Origin of the sequence: Pseudomonas sp. N-137 (assembly GCF_034555295.1) — a bacterium.
Classification (GTDB): Bacteria; Pseudomonadota; Gammaproteobacteria; order Pseudomonadales; family Pseudomonadaceae; genus Aquipseudomonas; species Aquipseudomonas rhizophila.
Window position 1 is genome coordinate 407048 of sequence record NZ_JAXUDQ010000004.1, and the last position, 21720, is coordinate 428767.

A 21720-nucleotide genomic window follows, 5' to 3' on the forward strand; every position below is an offset into this window, starting at 1 on the left:
AAGCGTTGTCAGACCGTACTTCCGTCGTAACGGTTACGGATCGACAAATGAAAATTATCGTCTCCAAACTCGTCTATTGAAGCCTCACCGCGTTCATCGGTGCGAATGCCGGAAGGCCCGCCGTTGACGAGTACCTCAAGCCCGGCGGCGACTTTATTCGAATACCGAGAACGGGCACGAATGCTCTTTATACGATCAGGTGGCGGACTCGTCGTTGAGCTGTCCATATTCAGTCTCGTCGTCCAACGTTCAACCTTTACCAGGTTATTGCCCAATGACATGGCCAATACCTCAGTCGTCTCCCCCGACTCCACGGCTTCCATGTGCAAGGAAAAGTCCGCATCCTGGGTCGTATTCAAGAAATTCAACTGCCACGTCACGCCCTCCGGGCCCAGCAACTGGGGAGTGTGCAATGGGGGGGTGATCACCACACCGAGATCTGCGGCGGGCTCCCCACTCCATACCAGTTTTACATTTTTATTCAGAAACTGGCTGGAGGAGTGCGGTCGCACGGTAAAAGTGTGCCTTGCGCCATGGCAGGGATAGGCACGGCCTCCGAAACTCACTGGAATTTCGTCAAATGTGTTCTCAAACTCCGGCTGACTTATTTGCCCCGGCAATGGCGGAGACTTCGGCATCCCGCTCATCAGCGGCATATCGAATTGCAGTACAAACGGGTCAATCTGGGTCTCCTGGGTGGAGATAGACCAGCTCAACGCAGTACTCCCCGCCTCCATCGCCACCAACTGCCCCAACGGCGGATCGAATATCAAACCCTGTGCTTGTTCGCCCGGCTTATATTCCAGAAGGACTTGCGCATCAGGATCGCCGATCAACCAGCTGTACTCATAATCCAGCGTCAGCGTGCAAACCTCTCCGGGGACCAGATTCAGTTCCACGTCAGGCCACCTTACGGGTTGGCCATTGATGTAGGGGTTGAATTCCTGAAGCCAGGTCATGTCATTGGGCAGCAGCTCAAAGGTCAGACCTGCCACCTCCCATCCCGCATAGCCCCCCGTGACAATGGCGTATAGCACCCCCTTCCGCACGCCAGGCAACCTGAACTGCACCGGGGCTTGCCCGTCGGCATTTGTCCGGGTCGGCGCAATCGTGATGTGGGGGTACTCCCACCGCACCTCGACGTCTTCCAAGGGCTCGCCGGTCATGGCCGACACCACGGTCACGAGCGCTGAAACCAGCTCGCCGATATGACCATTGGCTTGGTCGCTGGTGAGCGACTGGATTTCCCGGGGCTGGTGCAAGAAGTACGACAGCGCCACCGATGCCGCGTACGGCCCTTCCCCCACCGTCGCAGTCAACTGTGCCGCGCCGGGCGTGGTGGGCACATAACGCACGCGCGCCACCCCGTAATAATCGGTCACGGTGGTCACTTCCCCCAGGTCATCACCGCGCCAGGTCACGATCACCCCGGCAATCGGCCTGCCACTGATGGAGGAGATCACGGTGACCTGTTCGACCAGTTCCTGCTCCCACTCCAGTATTTGCTGAACCCCGCTGTCCCAGCGGATCTCCAGCACTTGCTCGCCCTCGCCCAACGACATCGCATTCGCCGGGGATAGGCTGGCCAGACGCTGGGACGCCAGGCGCAAGGCAAAGCTGCCGTCCTTCAGATCGCCGGCCTTGAGCGTGAAACGCAAGCCCTCGCTGGGAAACTCGCGAGGCATTCCCAAGGGGTCAGGTAAAAAGCTGATGCCCAGTTCGGTGGGCCCGGTTCCGGTCATGCCAAGCGTCAGCTCACGCTCGAACAAAGGGCTGTTCTCGGAGGCCATCAGCTCAAAAACATGTTCGCCCTTGCGGCGCGGAAAGTAGGTTTTTTCACCCCAGGGTCGCGCGGGCGCGCCATCAAACCGGACCGTCAGCCCCGCCCACGGATCACTTGCCAGCGCCGTGACTTCAAAGGGCCGTTCCTCTTCGTAGCCGTCGTAACGACTGCTCACCGAGGCCTTCACTGTCTGGGTGCCGGCGGCGGCCGGCGCCACGGCAAAACCCGACCAGCCATCGGCGTCGGTGGGTTGCGCGCTTGAACTGCCCGCTGTCCAGGTCACCGGCACCTGCTCCACGGCACGCCCGGTGAAGTGGGAAACCACCTGGACCCACAGCCACGCAGGATCCTGCCCGACCACTGGGTCGACCGGCGATTCGCGCCAGCCCTGGATCCTGACTTTGTTATGCGCCAGCGTCATCGGCTTGGCCGTGGCGACGAAGTCCAGCGCAGGCACTGCCCACGCCAGGGCAAACTCGCCCGGTTGTTCACTGGCGGAAAAGTCCAGCGTCCAGATCGCGCCGCCGTCGTTGATCGGTTGCGCAAGATTCAACGCAGGGCGCACCGTTGCCCCCAGTTCCTCGGCGGGTGTCCCCGACCACGCCAACGTTGATTCCAACCCCACCAGCGGGCTCAGCGCATTGGGTAAAACGCTAAAACGATGAAGCGCGCCCAGACACGGATAAAGCGCCTGGGCGTCCAGTGCGGCGGCTATCTGGTCGAGTCTAAGGCTGACTTCTTCCGTCAGATTCTCAGACACCAATCGCCCCGTCAGCTCGCGAACGATTGAAACGCTCTCCAGGCGCAACTCCAGCTCAAACAGGCTGCTGGTGCTCGTATTCGCTTGTGAGGCGAGATTCCACTCCGTACCGGCTGCCACCAGCGCTTTGGGCGTTCCAAGGTCACTGGGCACCAGCCCGATATCCGGCGCCGTCCCGCGCCAATGCAGACTGATGTTCTTACCGATCCACGAGCTGCCGGAATTGGGCAGCACTTTGAGTGTGTGCGTCTGCCCGCGCCGGCAGAGCACACCGAGCGCATTGCGCTCAACCACCTCGCCATCGAGCAGAATACTGACCTCGTTTTTCCAGGGGCTGGTGGCAATCGCCTTCACCTCAAACGGGCGCTCCACCGCCACGGCCTCGCCATGGGCCTTGATGCTGGCGATGACCACTTTGTCCCCCGCACTCTGCGGCGTGTACAACACACTGGCCCAACCGCCGATGCCGGTGGTAACGGTGGATAGCGTCTCGCCCCCGGTTTTCCATTCGACCTGGGCATTGATGACCGGATCGCCGTCGCCGCTGGCCACGAAGTGCACCACCTGCACCCGCAACAGCACGCTTTCGTTTTCGTCCACCACGGGAAACTTGTTGGCCTCTCGGACTTCACCCACCCGAACCAGATTGCGCGCCAGCGACATGTTTTTTTTCGGTGAAGGCAGCAACAGTTTCGAGCAGCTCAGTTGCAGGTCGAACCGACCGTCAGACCGATCTTCGCTGGTCAGGGTCCAGGCCAGTTCGGCGCCGGTGACCGGCACCGGAGCTTCAAGGGCCGGGCTGACGGCCACCCCCAGTTGCTCGTGGGAATCACCACTCCAATGCAACGACAACTGCGTCCCCTGCAAGGGGCTGGCGGCGGGCAGTTTCACGTCGAGGGGATACTCCGAGCCGCGGTTGGGGTAACCGGTTTTTTCCTCCCAACGCGACTCAACCCCCTCGACCACCGTCAGCACATCCTTCCACGGATCCGTGGCCAGCACCCGCACTGTCAGGGTTTGAGTCAGCGTGCCAGAGGCGTAGTAGAGGCTCTCGACCGACGCCTGGATCTCGACATCACCGGCCTGCGTCGGTTGAAAATCGAAGTAGGCCCAGCCGTCAGTTCGGCTGACGGCAACGCCGGTGACCTGCCCGGTCGTGGAGGTCCAGTTCACGGTGCGGTCGCTCAAGGGTTGCCCGGTGTAATAGGAAGTGACCTGCACCCCCAAACGCACACTTTGGTCGTATTCAAGCACCGGGTAATACGCCGCCTCGAGCACGCCACGAAAGGCCAGCCGATGATGCCCCAGGGACACCTGCACCGGATAAGCATCGGCGGCGTACTGGTTAACCAGGTCCATCGAAAACAGATAGGGACCGTCTTCACCGATCGCCGGACAGTCCAGGGCCCAGGCCGAATCCAACGGGTGATCCACACCCCAGGCCGGGGTCGCGAGCACCGCGCCCTGGGGGTTGTCATCGCTGGTCAACGCGGCTTGGGTGCCGGCCCATGCATTGTCCGGATCGGGCCTGAATTCAAGCTGATGAGCCAAGTCACCCGAGGCCCCCAGGCACACGTACAAAGGCCCGGTTGCCGGCAGTGTCTGCTCGTCAAGCTTGAACGCTTGCATCAGCACTGGCTCAAGGTACACCTGGAGGTTGATGCGCGTAATGCGGATGGCCCCGATGTCGTCTTCGGGGGCGTTTCGCGGGCTTTGAATATTCAGCGTGAGGGTGTCTTGAGCGTTGAACGGCAGGTCCAAGGGTACGTTGTAGGCAATAGGTCTGTAATCCAGCGGCTGACCGTCCCTCAGCCGTGCCTGATCCTCCTCCACATCCCGGGCTGCTCCTCGCGGCAACAGGATTTCCTGCTCCTGCGGATGTTTATCGCTGCTAATGACCAGCCTGCCCGGTTCGGTATGCCTCGTCTCGCACAGGAAGGTGAGGACGTAGCGCGCTGGAGCGCCTGGATCCTTGGGCGCCGTCAGCGCCTGACTGACCGAAGCCTCATCGCCGATGATCAGAAAACTAACGAACTCCTCCTCCCCCTCATACCATTCCTTCCCAGTGCCCAGGTCGCCCGGAATCGGTCCCCGTGTCCAATGCTCGATCCAGTTTTCAAAGTCGCCATTGAGCACCAGATTTTCATTGGCCAGGACAATCGGCTTATTCATGGCGAGCTGCTCCTTCGGCGGTTGAGTAGGGGGGAGTCAGGCTGATCTGATCTTCGACGGCTCGCACGAACGGTGGCTCGCCGGCCCTGGCCATGTAACGGATGCGCACGATGATGTCCGTCAACGACAGCAGCGTGCTCTTCTGCGGCTCCTGGACCGCCCTTGGAAAACTCAACAGCCAGCGTGAAACCACCCCGGTGTTTTCGAAGGGGTTGAGCATGCTGTCATCGGGTTTCATCGCCACCATGCCGTGGTCGCCAAGCCCCATCGACAAGGCGATCTGCTGACCGCTGCGCAGGTTGATCTGCACATCGGAAGGCGCCACGTTACCCACGGGATCATGCAAGTACTTCACCGCTGGAAGGGATGCCTTGGTAGCCGTCATGCTGCTGATCTGCAGCAAGGTGGCACGTACATGTTCATAGGGCCCGATCAGCACAGGCAGGTCGACCTCGACCGAGCTGATTTGCCGGCAGTAATGCCCCGGGTGGTCGCGGTCGAACAGCAATTGAGAGAGTTTGAACTCCAGCGTTCCCTTGGTGCGCAACTGATCCAGGGCGCTCGCCCAACTGCTGTTGGGGGCCTGCGGGTCGCTCGCATCATCGAACAACTGGCGCAAGGAAATGGTCTTGACCAGCTCCAACCGCCGTTCAAAGCGTTGCAGGTACTCGCGCTCCATGCGCATCAAATGCCCGCGCAGGTGTTCGCCTGCCGTCAGACCGTGACGGTTGTCCAGCCAGACCTGGGGCAAGGGGATCTGCGAATCATAGTCACCGGTTTCGGCACTCAGCGAGGCCTGGGCGCTGAGGCACAGACTGACGACGGCATCGTAGGCCTGGTAATGCAACGCCTTGAACTGACCCAGCAGCCAGCCATACAGCTCGGCATTGGACGCGCGCTTTTTGATGAAGTTGTACACCGTCAAGGCCTGGTTGTTGGCCAGCAGGGTTTGATCCAGCGTGGTTTGAGCGGCGCTCACCGCGTGGGTCTGAGCGGTGATTTGCGCATCGAGCGCACGCACCTCCGCCTGCGCCTGATTACGTTGCAGTAGCCATTCTTCACGGCGACGCCGGTAACTTTCGGTGGTGGCCTGTTTGTCCGCGTCCATTTGCAACACCGACGAAGCAACATCCAGACCGAAACAAACCGCGTCGGCTATTTTCTCGAGACGATGCCCACCGGCGGCCAAACCAAAAATATTGGGCATCGAGGCAATCACGGCGCCCGCGGGTTTGATGCTTGCCGAGGTCAATGCCAGGATTTTGGAAAGCTGCAAGCTCTCCATGACCTCGTATTCAACCTTCGACACGTTTTCGTTATAGAGACGCTCATAAGCGGTTGCCCGCTCCTCTGCCACCGCCCGGCTTTGCTGCAGCGCAGTCCTGCTCGCCTGGAGCTGAGTGATGTTCTGTTCCTGCACCGTCTGGGCGTAGCTGCCCAGTTCCACCAGATGGTTTTGTTGCAGTTCCTGCTGCTCGGCCTGGTCCCGTTGTTCAAGCAGACGCAGCACTTGGGCGCCGTGATCCTGGAGCGCCTGCACGGCGCGCAATGCCACCTCGAACGTCGTGCGCCAGCGGAAAGCCCCCACCACCAACCGACCGCCCATGGGCCTTGGCGCACCGACACCACCGGCCGCCAGGTCGCGCAACAACGCGTTGGGATCGGTGGGTGGGCTGAATAGCGGTGTGTCCAGTGGCTTGCCGTCCAGGGTGAGGTTGTTGCGCAGGTTATGCAGGCGCTGGCCGGGCAAGTCGTACAGCGCGAGCAACTGCTCATTGATCGGAGCCTTGAAAGGCTCGTTGGCCAACAGCCCCAGCAGCGGCGGCGCTTCGGCGGCCGCGGGGAAATCCGCGAGGCTGAACGCCAGGCTTTGCTCGAACTGCTCAAGTGCCGGTCGCGACCTGCTTTTGTTCATCAAGCTGTCTACCGTGTCGGTTTCCCAGCGGTTGACCGTGCGCACCGCCGGTGCCTTGCCCATCAGAAATTCGGCCTGCACGTAACACAGCTTGGCCGCCACCAGGCTGTCACGGGTGAGCTGGCGGTAATACCAGTCGCCCCAGGCCAGCAAGTTCTTGACGTACTCCGAGAACACCAGAATCTGAAAGTGCCGGGGCGCCGAATAGCCGATGGCGTCAGGGTCGGTGGGCGCCTGGGTTTCACAGCCCAGGTTGCCGTTGCTATTCAAAGGGCGGCAGCGCCAATACTTCGGTTTTGGATTCGGGTACTGAGGGTCGTTGGCCGGGTCGGCCGGCGCTTGCGGGTCGAACAGATAATGCAACCATTTCTGCGCTTCCAGGAAGCGGTCCTCGGTGCGCAAACGTGTGGCCACCAGATGCGGCAGGTGGAAAAACAGCTCCCAGAAAAACAGACCGTTAGCGCCGTCGAAGGCTCCGTTCGGCTCGCTGATCGTTTGGCTTTCCGGGGGCGGCTCCGGCAGAAACTGCGTGTCCCAATCCAGCACCGCCTCGACGGAGATATTCGAGCGCTGCACCAGCTCGGGGCCGAACAGCGAATTCAGGCGGGCGTACTTAAGGGTCAGCTCGGGTTGGTTGAGGGAGAGAAACTGCGCTGCATCGAGGCTGTTCTTGAGCAGTGAGACAGGGGCAAACTTCGTGACGTTGATGATGGTCAGTTCGAATTTATTTCGGCCATATCCACCCGTGGTTGCGGTATGCCCGAACGAAAACGTTGTTGGCTCCGGCCATGAGCCACTCTCACGCTGAAACTCCTGCCATTCGGTACTCCAGCCACCGGCCAAGGGAAAACTTCCCGAAATGGGTGGAGGGTCGTCGGCCGAATTTTGCAACGTCAGGTCAAAGGTGGCCTCTCCGGTCAAACCCGTTGGCCTGCAATAGCCCTGCACAAACAGCTTGTCCATGTCGGTGCTGGCGTCGCGAAACACCACCGCCTGCAGGCTCAGGTACGGTGTCAAACTGCCCGTCCTCTCCACGGAGGTGACCATGGTCGGCTGATTCATCAGCGGATGTTGCACCGTCTCAGCCGTGACAAATCGCTTGAGCGCCGAGTGTTCCAGCCAGCCGCCATCGTCCCAGGCCACGGGGCGGAACAACACGTCACGCACCGCAAACACCTTGAGGGAGTCCTCAGCGTTGGTCAAAAAAACGCCCAGCTTGCCCTTGGGGTTGTAGGGGTCGGCCCACACCGTCGCAATCAACCGGGCGCCTTGGGAAAGGTCGTCGTCATGCACGCTGCTGTGCAGGCTCAGCGGTGCCGACCATCGGCCATTCTGGGCCATGAACGCCACTTTGATGTCCAGCCGGTGCGGCAGGCTTACGTCGTCCTCGTCCACGCTTTCGACCTTGTACTGCCATTCGGCCCACACCAGGCAGAGCCTTCCGCTCCAGAACACCGGGCGGATATCCAGTATCGTCACGCCCGTGGGCGTGTCCACCGGCAACCATTCACTCCAGGCCGCCGGGTTGATGGCCGGGCAAGTGGGAGAGAGCTCGACCTCGGCCTTGCGCCAGAAGTATTGGTAAGGCGGCACCCGCTGGCGACCGACAAAGTAGTAGTCGGCCCGGGCCGGCGAGGCGCTGTCCATGTAGCTGCTGAGCACGTCCAGGTTGCAGGTTTGCTCGAAGGTTTGCAGGTACTCCTGCAAGGCAACCTGCACCGAATCGCTGTTCAAGTGTGCCTGGTTGAGGTTGTTTTCAAGGGTCTTGAACAGGCTGGTCTTGCGCTGCCGCACGAAGGGGTTGATGAAGTTTTCCGGGTACAGCGCGATCATTTGCAGCGCCGACCAATCCGGGTAGTTGTTGTAGAGCTCCCAGGTGGCCAGGTCCCGCTTGTCGAACTCGGTGTCGGCATAGCCGGGTTCCAGTTTGCGGTAGGCGGCGTGGATGAACTGCTGGGCGCAACTGGTCGCTTCGGCGACCCAGGAGCTTTGCACCGGGTAACTGTCCAGGGGATCCAGGCGCAGCAGTTCGAACAGGTCCGCCGGGGTCCGCAGGAAGTTGTACGGAGGATTCTGACCACTTTTTTCAACGTGCCCGAGGCTGTATTCGATCAGGGCGGTCCGGCGTTTTTCGAGCAAGTCACTCAACGTGTTCAGAGTCATGGTACTTGCTCCTCGCTTTCAAAGATGATGGGCGGGAAATTAGCTAACACGTTACCTTCAGGGGCAACGCTGATCTGGAACTTTCCGCCAGTAGGGCTGGAAACAAATGTTCGGGCCACGCCCTCCTGGTTGGTGTAGCTCTGATCCGGTCGATAAACCACCGTGCCTCCCCCGTCGTCCAAGTCACTGCTTAACCAGCGCGTCAGATGGTTTTTCGCAATGTTTCCATGGACGTCCTTGATGGTGGCGTAGAGTTCGACTTCCTGACCGGCAGGTACCGCTTCCAGAGGTACCGGTGACATGGACCGTAGTGGGATGGCTATGTGTTCAGCATCGATAGTGACCTCGACGGTCGGGGCATACTCACGCTCAAACAGATCGAGCCAGAATTGCGGCGTGTCCCACCCCGTCACCTTGCCCGGTTTGTACACGGCCTCAACCACGCCGTCGGGTTCCGTAGCCTTGGTTTCAACGGTCCCCAGTTCAGCGCTCCAGTAAACGTTGACGCCGCTCAACGGGTTCCCGTCGCTGTCCATAAGGGTGACGGTGAAGGTGATTGTTTCATCAGTCCCAGCCACCACCGTGGACTTGTCCGGATTGCACGTCACAGTAACGAGCTGCTTCAGATCCCCGGTAAAGGTCACCAACGGCCTATCGGATTCGGACAGGCTCAGCAAGGCATGTTCGGCGGCGGCCTTGTAGGCGGGTTTGTTGATCTCTTCTGGCAGCCCGCCCATCAGGAAAATCGTCAAGGCATCCATGCCGGTGCGCGCCGCCAGCACCCGGACCCGCATCAACAGATCGAGCTGGGGCAGGTTTTTCAGGATTTTTTGCGCAGATTGGAAGCGGCTGACGCACTCGCGCACCTCCTGCACGCTCCAGTCAAAAAACCCGGCCAGCCGGATGGACGCCGCTTGTTCGGCCAGACGCAGTGCATGCCCCCCTATCGGAGAAGGCAGCGCATTGACCTCGCGCAGGTAGTCGAGCAGCGTCTGCGCCGGCTGGTCGCTCAGCTCGAACGCACGGTTGAGGGTGGTCAGGTAATAAAGCGTGCGCACCGTGAACGCGTGCTTGTCGTCCTGGTCCAGCCAGGCTTTATGGCCGTAATCCAGATAGTCGCGCAACACCTCTGCGCTCAGCTCAAGTTTCGCCACCACCGCACTGCGACGGCGCACATCGGCCAGCAGCGCAAGCAATGGGTCAGCCAAGGCGTTGCGTCGCTTCACCGAGCCTTCAAGATGCGAAAGGTCACGTTCGAGCACCAGACGCAGCAACCGGCTCACCGTTGAATTGGCCCACGCCAGCACCTCGAGCGCTTGCTCGGAACCGATACCCGTGTAAACCGCCAGGCATTCCTTGACCACCGAGACCTGGGCGTCCCTGGCCTCCAACACCACGGCGAGGAGCCTCTCGACGATGGCGGGGCGCTCCAGTTCATATTGTTCACCGAGGCCGATGGTCACGGCGTAATCAAGCTCTCTTCGCGCAAAGTCCAGGTATTGAGCCTCGGTTCCCGTGCGCGACATCACCAGCCCATCGGACTCGACCAATGTCGTTTGCATCCCCAGCAGCTCCAGCCAACTGGCGCCCGCCATCGCCGGCACACCGCCCATCAGGATCGCCGAGTGGGTGAGCAGTGCGCCGGGCAACAGATTGAGCAACTGCTCAAAAAGCCGACCCTCAGCGTCCCGGGAAGCGTCCAGCGCAGAAGGCGGCGAGACCTGCTGCACCATCCAAAGCACCGGCAGGTCGTGATCGGCACACCAGTCCACACACAATTGCATGGCATGGATGAGGTTCAGCACATCCGGGCTATCGCTTGTGGTGGAGTTGATCCGGGGCACACCCGCCAAACCGTTGAGCCAAAGCTCCCCACCCAACACCGTCAGCAACAACACGCCTTCGACCGGGGTAATGCCCAACAGCCGGGGCAGCTTCACCATGCGGTAGAAACTGGACACGATCGCCAGGTTACGCGGCAGACTGTCGCCGTCGATGCCATGGGCATTGGCAATCGCCAGGGCCAGGTAGTTGTAGGTCTGCAGGTCGATGCCCAACGCGCTGCACAATTGGCTGACGGTCAGGTCGGGCACCTCAGGTGCCGGCACGATCGGAAACGTTCCGCCGTCGAGCTTCAAGGGGTCACGGTAATCGCCCTGGCCATTGAAGAGCTGATCGAATTGGGACAGTGCTTCACCGCGACCGTAAATCGACAACTCGTCGATAAACACGGCAAAGTCGTTCACCGGGCATTCACAGCGCTCGCGCAACGACTGAAACAGCCCGAGGGCATGCACGACCTGTTCGGTGATCCACCAGTTATCTGCCGGCGCACCACCGCGCACTTCAGCCTTGATGGCCGCCACCAGCAGCGCATCCACCTGTTCGCTGGGCAGTGCCAACCATTGATCCAGGCGCAACTTGCGATTCATTCGGTCGTAATGCGCAAGTCCCGCCGCGTTGCCTGGGCTCACGGAGAGTTTATGAAGAAACAAATTGCCCTCTCCGCGACCGGTAATATGGAGAGCGGGGTGGGCATTGGCGTTGAGGTAAACCGAACCGGAGCGCCCGCTTTCCGGTTCTTCAGGCACCTGCGACGAGTACGTCACATTGGCCGAACGCACTGGCGCAAAGCCCCGTACCGACAGCAAAGCCTCGAGCCCCTGGGTGTCGAGCTTGGTCCGTTCGCCGAAGAACGGCACCTCGTTGAGGTCCTGCCAATTCAGCGCGTCGGCGCCGAAGTTCTGCATATAAAAAATCATGTGTTCGTATTCGCCTCCCTCCCCTTCTCCCTCAAACTCTACGGGCGGCTCCGTCAGCAACCGCCGCTGATAAGGCCCCAGCCGCGACGCATGGGCCAGGGCCGGGCCCACATCGCTGTACCAGGCCTGGGTCTGGAAAAAATACGGAAAGGACGGGCTCACGCTTTGGGCAAAACTGCCCACCGACAGGCCATGGTGGCGGGCAACGGTGTCCACCGTGACCCAATGTTGGAAGTACGGCAGCCCGTTGGGATAACGCGCCTCGATCATGGCCTGTTCCAGTTCCTCCGGAAGCAGACCGATAAACTTTTCCAGCACCGGGACGATGATGTCCACCGACGACACCGATTGATGCACTGCGTTGAAATCGATGCTCAGCGGCTTCAGGTCTTTGCGCCGGTCATGCAAGGGCAACTTGCTTGCGTCGCTTGAAACCGAAACCGCTTCGATGCGTTGCTCGATCCACCGCATCAACTCAATCAAATACGCCACGGGTGATGCGAAAGACTCCAGGGCCTGGGGTGGGCACAAGCTGTCGAACTGAGGATTGAACAAGAGCTCGAAACTGGGGCCTTGAACCATCGACAGTAAACCACTGCTTGCCCGCCGCTGCTCTTTTGCCGAACCGTACAGGGTGTGCTCGATGAACTGACGCCGCAGGTAAATGGCCATGCTGTTGAGGCGCCGTAACAGCTGACGAGCGTCATCGGCGCTCACGCCAAAGTCCCTCACCAATCCCTGCACGCCCTTTTCCACCAGCGTAAAGATCGAACCGCCCTCTTCGAGGTACGTGTGCAGCGTTGCGTAGTGGGTGAGTTGTTGGTCACTGAACACCTGATTCAGCAGCTGTAAAGCGGGGCGGGAGTCAGCCATGGACGAGTCCTCGAATTCGATAACGGCCCGAAGCGGCCCGACGAAGCCGTCAGGCCGAGCGTTTGCTTAACGTGATTTGGCGCTTGCGAGCCCAAGCCGTCTACTGTCAGAACCGACAGGTTTCATGACCGTCTATCGGGAGTTGGGCGCCTGGTTAGGGCTGCTGGGCGGCCGAACCTCAAAGCGCCCGCTCTCGACCCAATCGGAGGCCGTCGCGCCGTCTGCCGTGTCGGTGATGGTCTGCCTGAACCGGCACCAGTTGCCGCCAGCGGCCAGCGATTGCGACGCCCCGCCCTGCCAACCACCCGCTTCGACGTTGAGATCCGAAGCCCAGACTTGATCCGGATTGAACCAGCTCACCACTTGCCCAACACCCGGTCTTCCCTCGCCTTCGAAGCGAACCGGGTTGTCGACCCAACCTCCGGCCACGGGCACGTCGATGGAAGGCTGATAGGTGCCCAGTACCACCGACCGCGCCGGCGAATCGGCGGAATCAAAACCCTCGCTCGACGCCACGGCCATCAGGCCGTAGAGGCCGCCGGGTTGATCGAGCTCCACCGTCACCGACCAGGTGCGATCCTCCAGCACCGGGCTACTGCCCAGCACCGCATGCGTGGCGTCTCCCAGTTTTACCGTCACGGTATCGCCCGGCACACCGAAACCCGACACCACCACGCGCCGGCCGATGGGCTCGTCGGTGGCCGGGGTTTCAATGAACGGGGCAGCAGGGACGACGTTAAAGGTCAGCGGCGCAGTGTCCCTGGAGGGCCGACCTTCGAAGCGTTGCCGGGCCACAATCGTGGTTTCGCCTACCGGCAGGGTCACGTCAGCGCTCCAGCCATCGGCGCCCACAAAAACATCTTCGATCAACGGCTCACTTGCGCCCTGGAGCCAGATATCAACCCGCCCGCCCTGCATGCCTGTGCCAGACAACGTCATGCTGCGCGGCAGGTTGCCGCCCGGCTGCGGCACGTCAAACTCCGGTGGTAACACCACCACCTCGAACCTCAGGGTTTCGCTGCGCTCGGACGGCTCCCCACGCAGGGTCTGTTGCGCGTCGATGGTGTAGGGACGAAACTCCAGCACGGGCAGCTCGACGGACCATTCGCCGTCGGCGGTCAGCACTTTGGGTTCGCCCAGCTCCGTTTGAAATTGCGCGTCACGCACTTGCATCGACGCCTCGGCCATACCATCACGCCCACGAACGGTCAGCACGCGACCGACCTCGGCGCTGGGGGTGGGGTACGTGATCACTGGCTTGCGCACGGGCAAAGCGACCGTGAAAGTTCTGGATGCTTCAGGTGAGGTTTGCTGGGCAGCGGTCTGGATCAGGGTCGCGGTGTGGGTGACCCCAGGTGCAAACGGCTCGGTGCGCCGGAAACTCCAAGTGCCGTTGTTGTTCTCGACGGGGTGTTCGGTGGCGCTGTCACTGAATGTGAGTGTCAGCACCGCCTCCGGCCAGCAAGTGCCACTGAGGTTGGGCGAGAGACCATTTTCCACGGGCACGTTCATGACCGGTGCCAGCGGTGGGATGGTGACCTCGATTTCCTGCCAGGTTGGCGATTCCTGACCATCCTTGAATTGTCTGATTTTAACCTGGCGCTCGAACGTCGGCCCCCACTCCGCTGAGGCGGGGCTCGACCACACACCGCCGGACACCGTTCTTTCGGGGGCCGCTGGTGAGTCGTCGGGATTCAGAATCTTCACCGTCGCACCGTTGAAACCTTTACCCGAGAACACGGGCCGGTAGACCGGTGTGTAGGTGATATCGGTCGGGTCTGGAAGTCTCAGGTTGACCGGGAACGTGTACGGCTGCGAGTCAATCCAGCCATTGTCACCGTCGGGAAACCGCTGGACAGCCTTCACGCTGTAAGAACCAAATGGCCAATTTGTTGCGGTTGTGTTCCAGCTGCCTCCGTTCACCGGCACAGGGCCCGGCGCTGGGGCATCAGGCCCACTGACGACCGTGATCTGGACGGTTGAACCGGTGTAGCCGCTGCCTTCGAACTTCACCGAGGTGTCTGTCGGCGTGGTGACGGTGACGTCGGTCAACTTGGGGGGGCGCACTTTAAACGCCTGGGCAGTGCTCAGTCCCGACGGGACGGTTTGATAGGTTTGTTCCGCCACCAACGAAATCGTCCCTGGCCGCACTTGCACGTCGACATTCCAGGAACCGTTCGCCTCTACCCTGCCTGGAGGACCGACCGGATCACCGATGACATCGAGCCGTACTTCGACGCTGGCGCCCGGCCTCCCGTGTGTTCCGTATACAGTGAAACCCATCTCTTGAATGGCGGTGGACGCGGTGATGACCGGTGGCCCCATCACTTCGAAAGATAAGTAATTGGTGTAACTGAGAACCGGGCTGCTCTGCACTTTGTATTCGGCCCGCACAGTATAAGTTTTACTGGACAATGGCACCGATGGCCTGACTTCCCATGTTGTCTCTGGCCCTACGGCAGTCATCGAAGCCAATTCAGTTGTGCCGTCGAGTACTCTGATGCCCATGCCGGGATCAATCGGAGTTTCACCCGGAAAGCAAACCCCTCCGAAAACAACCTGAGCGGGATTCAAAAAACCGGCCGATTGGGGCTTGGTGAGGGTGGTTGGACGCCTGACAACGGTCTTTGGCCGCGTTATTCCATGTGCAGTTTGGGCGGCGACGTACCTTAAGTCCGACTCGTTTCGCATGGCGGCGTGCACCGTCCAGCTACCGTCACTATTGACATCGTAACCCGCGCCCAGGCTCTCGGCCGTGCTGGCATCCAGAATCATTACGCCAATGCCGGGTCTGGCGCCGACACCTGAAACAAGAAATGTTGATTCTGGGATATAACCCGACGGAGACAAGATTTGAAACGCAGGATCATGAGTCTCCATGTCCTGTGTGTTTTCGCCAGACTCGTCGTTTTCAGTATCGTCGTCAGTGTCCATGACGCACTCCGTAGTTTCTGGTTAACAGGCTGGCGATATGACTAGTTCGGTCATGGGCTCATTGAATATCCATCTCGCGAATCTAAACACCTGTTAGTTCTGACAGTACCGACGAGTGGCGGGGGCCCCGGTGCAGGAAAATTCGGGTGACTACAGCGCCTTGCGCAACGGACTACAGATCCGCCAGAATCCGCCGGCTTGTGCGCCTTGGCCTTGCCCCGTAATTTGATTCGTGTCGCTGACAACCAGCGATCGGGTTTAGTCGCCCGGCGGTTCGACACGATGTGCACAAGCGTCATCTCGAGGGGTTTTCCCTATCCCATACTTGATGGTGGCTGTACGCAGGGCGCCCTCGGGCGCGCCGGATTTCGTGTCTCCGCCGGTCGACTAACCTGCGTCCAGCCGCCTCCCTTCATTCGTTTAGTCGCGAGCCGGGTGGCGGCCCCACTACGGAGACCGATCATGATCAAGCCAACACCCAATCCCCCGAAAACCGATTCACAACCCGCTCACAAAACCCTCGACACCAAAAAGCTCGACAAAGCCGCGCAAAAAGCCCTGGACCACTACCTCAAGCCCAACGCGGACAAACCGGACAAACCCGAACGACAACTCGACTACTTCATCGTCGCCCCCGACGCCGACCCCGAAGGCATGCTCGCCCACACCTACGAAACCTTCTGCTCGGTAAGCACGCTGATTCTGGATTTATCGGAAGATCTGGAAGGCGCCCCACGCAACCTGGCCCTGGCGATTCACCAGATGGGCGAGATGGGCGTGTTGTTGCTGGAGAAGTTGCTGGATAACGAGACGAAGGTTCAGCGCTAAGGCAGCTCTGAAGCTGCCGAAGGCTCGGGCCGCGTTCGGACGATCTTTCGTTCAGGACTCAATCGTCTGGAAAAAGATCGCAGCCTCGTTGCACTCGGCAGCTCCAAGTGTCCCAATTGGGGAACGTGCTGATTAAACAATCTTGGGTTTCCGCACAAAAATCCGCAAAAGCACCGGAAATCATCTATCGTACGACATCACTAAACCAAGCAAATACGGGCGCTATCAGCCGTTTTATTTTCCGCAGAAATTTCCGCAGAAATCACCAAACAAATAGCCGTTTGTGTTCTCTGGAAGCAAAAAAAATGATTATCTCGAAAACGTACCTTGACCCAGTACTGCCAGAAAACCTGCCCGACTCGATCATTCAGGCCGCCGATCAGTTGCCGCGTAAGGCAGAATTTCTTGCCGGACGGCTCGCCGATGAGACATCGAAGCAATTGGCGGGCCTGTTGCGCATCACCAATACCTACTACTCGAATCTGATCGAAGGGCATCGAACTGAGATCGCTGACCTGCAGGCTGCGCGCACAATACCGAAACGAGAAAGAAAGGAGCTCAAAGAGCTTGCCGTGCAACACATGACGCAGCAGGAGGTGATGGAGCGGGTGCTTCGAATGCGCCCAACAGATAGCTTCTGCGCTATGTTCGATCCCAAGTTGATCGCGACCATCCATCGTCGGCTGTTCAAGGACGCTTCAATCGAGGAACTGACCTTAGGCGATGGTCGTATGATGGAAGCAGGCAGATTGCGGGCAGAAGAGAATGAGCAAGTCCAGGTTGGCGCACATGTCGCTCCAGCTGCCGCAGCTGTATTGCCCATGCTTGAGCATCTGCAACAGCATTACGGACGAATAAAGGATCCGCGGCGCCAATTGATCGCAGCCCTGGCAGCCCATCACCGAGTGGCGCTTGTCCACCCCTTCCTTGATGGTAATGGTCGAGTGATTCGGATGCTCACCCATCTGCAACTTGTTCACCTTGGGCTAAAACCTTTCCTCTGGTCACTGTCTCGTGGCCTGGCTCGCCGGCAAGATGAGTACTATCGCTTCCTGGCCTTGGCTGATCGCCCTCGCGAGGGTGACTATGACGGGCGCGGACAACTCTCACAGCGTCACTACTTCAACTTCATCGAGTTCATGCTCGATGTCTGCCACGACCAGATTGAATACATGACGACGTCGCTAAACCCAGCCAGGCTGCGCGAGCAGGTTGTTCATGTGTTTTCAACCGATCCCGACCTTCGCCGTGCCGGTATCAGACCCACCAGTGCAGCTGCGGTGTTGGCTCTTCTCACCCAAGGTGCGATGCCGCGTGCAGAGTTCAAGGTGTTCACGGGTTTGAAGGATCGGCTTGCAACGGAAGAACTGGGCCGCTTGATCGAAGCGGGGATAGTGGTCAGCAGTACCCCCAAATCCCGCACGGTAGAAGTGGGTCTGCCTGCACGCTTCGCCGGATTGATCTTTGCGAACCTGCATTTCCAAATGGGTTGAGTTGTGGCGGTGACTCAATGTGTTGCTGCTGGATAACGAGACCGCCTGGCAACTAATGAGGCCGAACCTCAAAGCGCCCGCTCTCAACCCAATCGGAGGCCGTCGCGCCGTCCGCCGTGTCGGTGATGGTCTGCCTGAACCGGCACCAGTTGCCGCCAGCGGACAGCGATTGCGACGCCCCGCCCTGCCAACCACCCGCTTCGACGTTGAGATCCGAAGCCCAGACTTGATCCGGATTGAACCAGCTCACCACTTGCCCAACACCCGGTCTTCCCTCGCCTTCGAAGCGAACCGGGTTATCGACCCAACCTCCGGCCACGGGCACGTCGATGGAAGGTTGATAGGTGCCCAGCACCACCGACCGCGCCGGCGAATCGGCGGAATCAAAACCCTCGCTCGACGCCACGGCCATCAGGCCGTAGAGGCCGCCGGGTTGATCGAACTCCACCGTCACCGACCAGGTGCGATCCTCCAGCACCGGGCTACTGCCCAGCACCGCATGCGTGGCATCTCCCAGTTTTACCGTCACGGTATCGCCCGGCACACCGAAACCCGACACCACCACACGCCGGCCGATGGGCTCGTCGGTGGCCGGGGTTTCAATGAACGGGGCAGCAGGCACGACGTTGAAGGTCAGCGGCGCAGTGTCCTTGGAGGGCCGACCTTCGAAGCGTTGCCGGGCCACAATCGTGGTTTCGCCTACCGGTAGGGTCACGTCAGCACTCCAGCCATCGGCGCCCACAAAAACATCTTCGATCAACGGCTCGCTTGCACCCTGGAGCCAGATATCAACCCACCCGCCCTGCATGCCTGTGCCAGACAACGTCATGCTGCGCGGCAGGTTGCCGCCCGGCTGCGGCACGTCAAACTCCGGTGGCAACACCACCACCTCGAACCTCAGGGTTTCACTGCGCTCGGACGGCTCCCCACGCAGGGTCTGTTGCGCGTCGATGGTGTAGGGACGAAACTCCAGCACGGGCAACTCGACGGACCATTCGCCGTCGGCGGTCAGCACTTTGGGATCGCCCAGCTCCGTTTGAAATTGCGCGTCACGCACTTGCATCGACGCCTCGGCCATACCATCACGCCCACGGACGGTCAGCACGCGACCGACCTCGGCACTGGGAGCGGGATACGTGATCACCGGTTTGCGCATGGGTGTGGCAACCGAGAAGGTCCTTTGCGCTGGCGGTGAGGGTTGCTGGGCGGCGGTCTGGATCAGGGTCGCGGTGTGGGTGACCTCGGGGGCAAACGGCTCGGTGCGCCGGAAACTCCAGGTGCCGTTGTTGTTCTCGATGGGGTGTTCGGTGGCGCTGTCACTGAATGTGAGTGTCAGCACCGCCTCCGGCCAGCAAGTGCCACTGAGGTTGGGCGAGAGACCATTTTCCACCGGCACGTTCATGACCGGTGCCAGCGGTGGGATGGTGACCTCGATTTCCTGCCAGGTTGGCGATTCCTGACCATCCTTGAATTGTCTGATTTTAACCTGGCGCTCGAACGTCGGCCCCCACTCCGCTGAGGCGGGGCTCGACCACACACCGCCGGACACCGTTCTTTCGGGGGCCGCTGGGGAGTCGTCGGGATTCAGAATCTTCACCGTCGCACCGTTGAAACCTTTACCCGAGAACACGGGCCGGTAGACCGGTGTGTAGGTGATATCGGTCGGGTCTGGAAGTCTCAGGTTGACCGGGAACGTGTACGGCTGCGAGTCAATCCAGCCATTGTCACCGTCGGGAAACCGCTGGACAGCCTTCACGCTGTAAGAACCAAATGGCCAATTTGTTGCGGTTGTGTTCCAGCTGCCTCCGTTCACCGGCACAGGGCCTGGCGCAGGGGCATCGGGCCCGCTGACGACCGTGATCTGGACGGTTGAACCGGTGTAGCCGCTGCCTTCGAACTTCACCGAGGTGTCCGTCGGCGTGGTGACGGTGACGTCGGTCAACTTGGGGGGGCGCACTTTAAACGCCTGGGCAGTACTCAGTCCCGACGGGACGGTTTGATAGGTTTGCTCCGCCACCAACGAAATCGTCCCTGGCGGTACTTCAACCCTGGCATTCCAGGAGCCATTCGACGCTACTGTGCCTTGGCCGACCGGTCTACCGATAACATCGAGCCTCACTTCGACGCTGGCGCCCTCTATTCCATCTCTTCCATATACCGTGAAACTCATCTCCTTATTGGCTGTGGACCGGGTGATGCTCGGTTTACCCAAAACAGTGAAGGAACGGTGTTCCTCGGTATATCTAATGGGTCCGCTCCCCGACTGATAGGCAGCCTGTGCTAACCAGGGTCCATTGGCCAGGAGCTTGCCCCGGGCCTCCCACGTTTTCTCGGTGTTGACGGAGACTCTTTCAGACAGCTCAGTGCCGGCGTTAGGGAAAACCGCCCAAATTTGATTGCCTGGAGCTCCTCGCCCCTTGAAGACAAGCTCGTCGGCGCGCACGATGGCGTTCGCTGCGGGCTCTGTCAGTGTCGTCGAGGCCCGGTAAATGGTCTTCTGATTCGATTTAGCGGATGTCGCGGTATCTACTTTTTGTATCGCGTAATAGGTCAGAGTATCCAACCCGCTCGGCATGTCGAATATGGCGGTCCAGCTACCATCGATCTTGATTTCGGCAGCACGCAAAAGACCATCGCCGTCAGCATTATGAACAGTGATCCAGCCGACACCATGTATGCCACCGTACCCTGTAACAGTGATTGATGCCGTGGCGATCTCACCCGACGGGCCTGTGATGGTAGGAGCGCTGGGCACAAACCTATAGGTTTTATCAGCATAGATATGAGGATCGTCCCCGAGGTATATGTCATACACGTACTCAAACCATACCTCTACAAAACTGGCATTTCCCTGCACCTCTAAAGTCGCGTTTATTTCATGCCATTTCCCGTCTTGAATCCCGTTATCGCTAGTTAGCTCGCGCCAACCCGTATCGGCTGCCGACTTAAGTTTGATGTAAACATTACCCTTGTTACGACCGTTATCTTTCGCGCTGTATTTCGGCCTCGTCAATTGAAAAGACCTGCCGTCTGCCGACCATGCATACAAGGCAGTAAAATTCGCCCAAAGAGAACCACCAATCGCCTCTAGAAACACTTCTCCCGTTAAGGAACCAGGAAATGACACATCCTCGGAATCAGGAGCATCGTCAATGTGACTGACCGCCCCCTCGTTATCATCTCCCTGCGAAGCATCTTTTGGCTCGCTTTCTTCTAAGTCGTCGCCAGCGCCCATGACTAACTCCTCAACTATTAACTGAAGCAAAAAAAGGCACTGGTTAGAAACGCCAAGAGCCTTCTTAAGCGCAGTAAATGCCAAATCAGGTTACCTAAACACCTGTTAGTTCTGACAGTACCGACGAGTGGCGGGGGCCCCGGTGCAAGAAAATTCGGGTGACTACAGCGCCTTGCGCAACGGACTACAGATCCGCCAGAATCCGCCGGCTTGTGCGCCTTGGCCTTGCCCCGTAATTTGATTCGCGTCGCTGACAACCAGCGATCGGGTTTAGTCGCCCGGTAATGAAGTGATGTGCACAAGCGTCATCCAGTCGGGCTCCCCTATCCCCGCACTTGATGGTGGCTGTTCGCAGGGCGCTCTCGGGCGCGCCGGTTTCACTTCTCACCGGTCGACTAACCTGCGTCCAGCCGCCACCCATCGTTTAGTCGCGAACCGGGTGGCAGCGCTATCAAAGAGAAGTGAATATGATCAAGCCAACTCCCAATCCCCCGAAAACCGATTCACAACCCGCTCACAAAACCCTCGACACCAAAAAGCTCGACGAAGCCGCGCAAAAAGCCCTGGACCACTACCTCAAGCCCAACGCGGACAAACCGGACAAACCCGAACGACAACTCGACTACTTCATCGTCGCCCCCGACGCCGACCCCGAAGGCATGCTCGCCCACACCTACGAAACCTTCTGCTCGGTAAGCACGCTGATTCTGGATTTATCGGAAGACCTGGAAGGCGCCCCACGCAACCTGGCCCTGGCGATTCACCAGATGGGCGAGATGGGCGTGTTGTTGCTGGAGAAGTT

General features: G+C 59.8%; 8 protein-coding genes. 3 read left to right on the forward strand and 5 right to left on the reverse strand.

The annotated features are described in order from the left end of the window. Positions 1-8: 8 nt before the first annotated feature. The 4 genes from T3A99_RS02330 to T3A99_RS02345 form a co-directional block, all read right to left on the reverse strand. A complete protein-coding gene (locus T3A99_RS02330; RefSeq protein WP_322833889.1) occupies positions 9-4715 on the reverse strand; it encodes a hypothetical protein in 4707 nt (1568 codons plus the stop codon). Beyond that, a complete protein-coding gene (locus T3A99_RS02335) occupies positions 4708-8793 on the reverse strand; it encodes a neuraminidase-like domain-containing protein (RefSeq protein ID WP_322833890.1) in 4086 nt (1361 codons plus the stop codon). Before T3A99_RS02335 ends, T3A99_RS02330 begins: the two co-directional genes overlap by 8 nt. After that, positions 8790-12428 (reverse strand): Tc toxin subunit A, encoded by a 3639-nt coding sequence (locus tag T3A99_RS02340; RefSeq protein WP_322833891.1) that lies wholly within the window; start codon positions 12426-12428, stop codon positions 8790-8792. The genes T3A99_RS02335 and T3A99_RS02340 overlap by 4 nt, the downstream gene beginning before the upstream one ends. Positions 12429-12560: 132 nt before the next feature. Next, positions 12561-14843: a hypothetical protein gene (locus T3A99_RS02345; protein ID WP_322833892.1), complete on the reverse strand. Its 2283-nt coding sequence runs from the start codon at positions 14841-14843 to the stop codon at positions 12561-12563. A gap of 981 nt (positions 14844-15824) precedes the next feature. On the opposite strand from T3A99_RS02345, the gene T3A99_RS02350 reads away from it, so the two are divergent. Continuing rightward, positions 15825-16190 carry a DUF6124 family protein gene (locus tag T3A99_RS02350; protein WP_076383671.1) on the forward strand — a complete coding sequence of 122 codons (366 nt, stop codon included), beginning with the start codon at positions 15825-15827 and terminating at the stop codon, positions 16188-16190. A gap of 125 nt (positions 16191-16315) precedes the next feature. Continuing rightward, positions 16316-17683: a Fic family protein gene (locus T3A99_RS02355; RefSeq protein ID WP_231990620.1), complete on the forward strand. Its 1368-nt coding sequence runs from the start codon at positions 16316-16318 to the stop codon at positions 17681-17683. Positions 17684-17735: 52 nt separating this feature from the next. Here T3A99_RS02355 and T3A99_RS02360 read toward each other — a convergent pair whose 3' ends face one another. After that, positions 17736-20918: a hypothetical protein gene (locus tag T3A99_RS02360; protein WP_322833893.1), complete on the reverse strand. Its 3183-nt coding sequence runs from the start codon at positions 20916-20918 to the stop codon at positions 17736-17738. A 467-nt stretch (positions 20919-21385) separates the two neighbouring features. Between T3A99_RS02360 and T3A99_RS02365 the strand changes: the two genes are divergently transcribed. Continuing rightward, positions 21386-21720: DUF6124 family protein (locus T3A99_RS02365; RefSeq protein WP_322833894.1), on the forward strand; the 335-nt coding region annotated here is incomplete at its 3' end.

Excerpts from the sequence above, each read along its gene's own strand:
- T3A99_RS02330 (WP_322833889.1), bottom strand. The coding sequence starts at position 4,715 with ATGAATAAGCCGATTGTCCTGGCCAATGAAAATCTGGTGCTCAATGGC.
- T3A99_RS02350 (WP_076383671.1), top strand. The coding sequence starts at position 15,825 with ATGATCAAGCCAACACCCAATCCCCCGAAAACCGATTCACAACCCGCT.
- T3A99_RS02340 (WP_322833891.1), bottom strand. The coding sequence starts at position 12,428 with ATGGCTGACTCCCGCCCCGCTTTACAGCTGCTGAATCAGGTGTTCAGT.
- T3A99_RS02335 (WP_322833890.1), bottom strand. The coding sequence starts at position 8,793 with ATGACTCTGAACACGTTGAGTGACTTGCTCGAAAAACGCCGGACCGCC.
- T3A99_RS02360 (WP_322833893.1), bottom strand. The coding sequence starts at position 20,918 with ATGGGCGCTGGCGACGACTTAGAAGAAAGCGAGCCAAAAGATGCTTCG.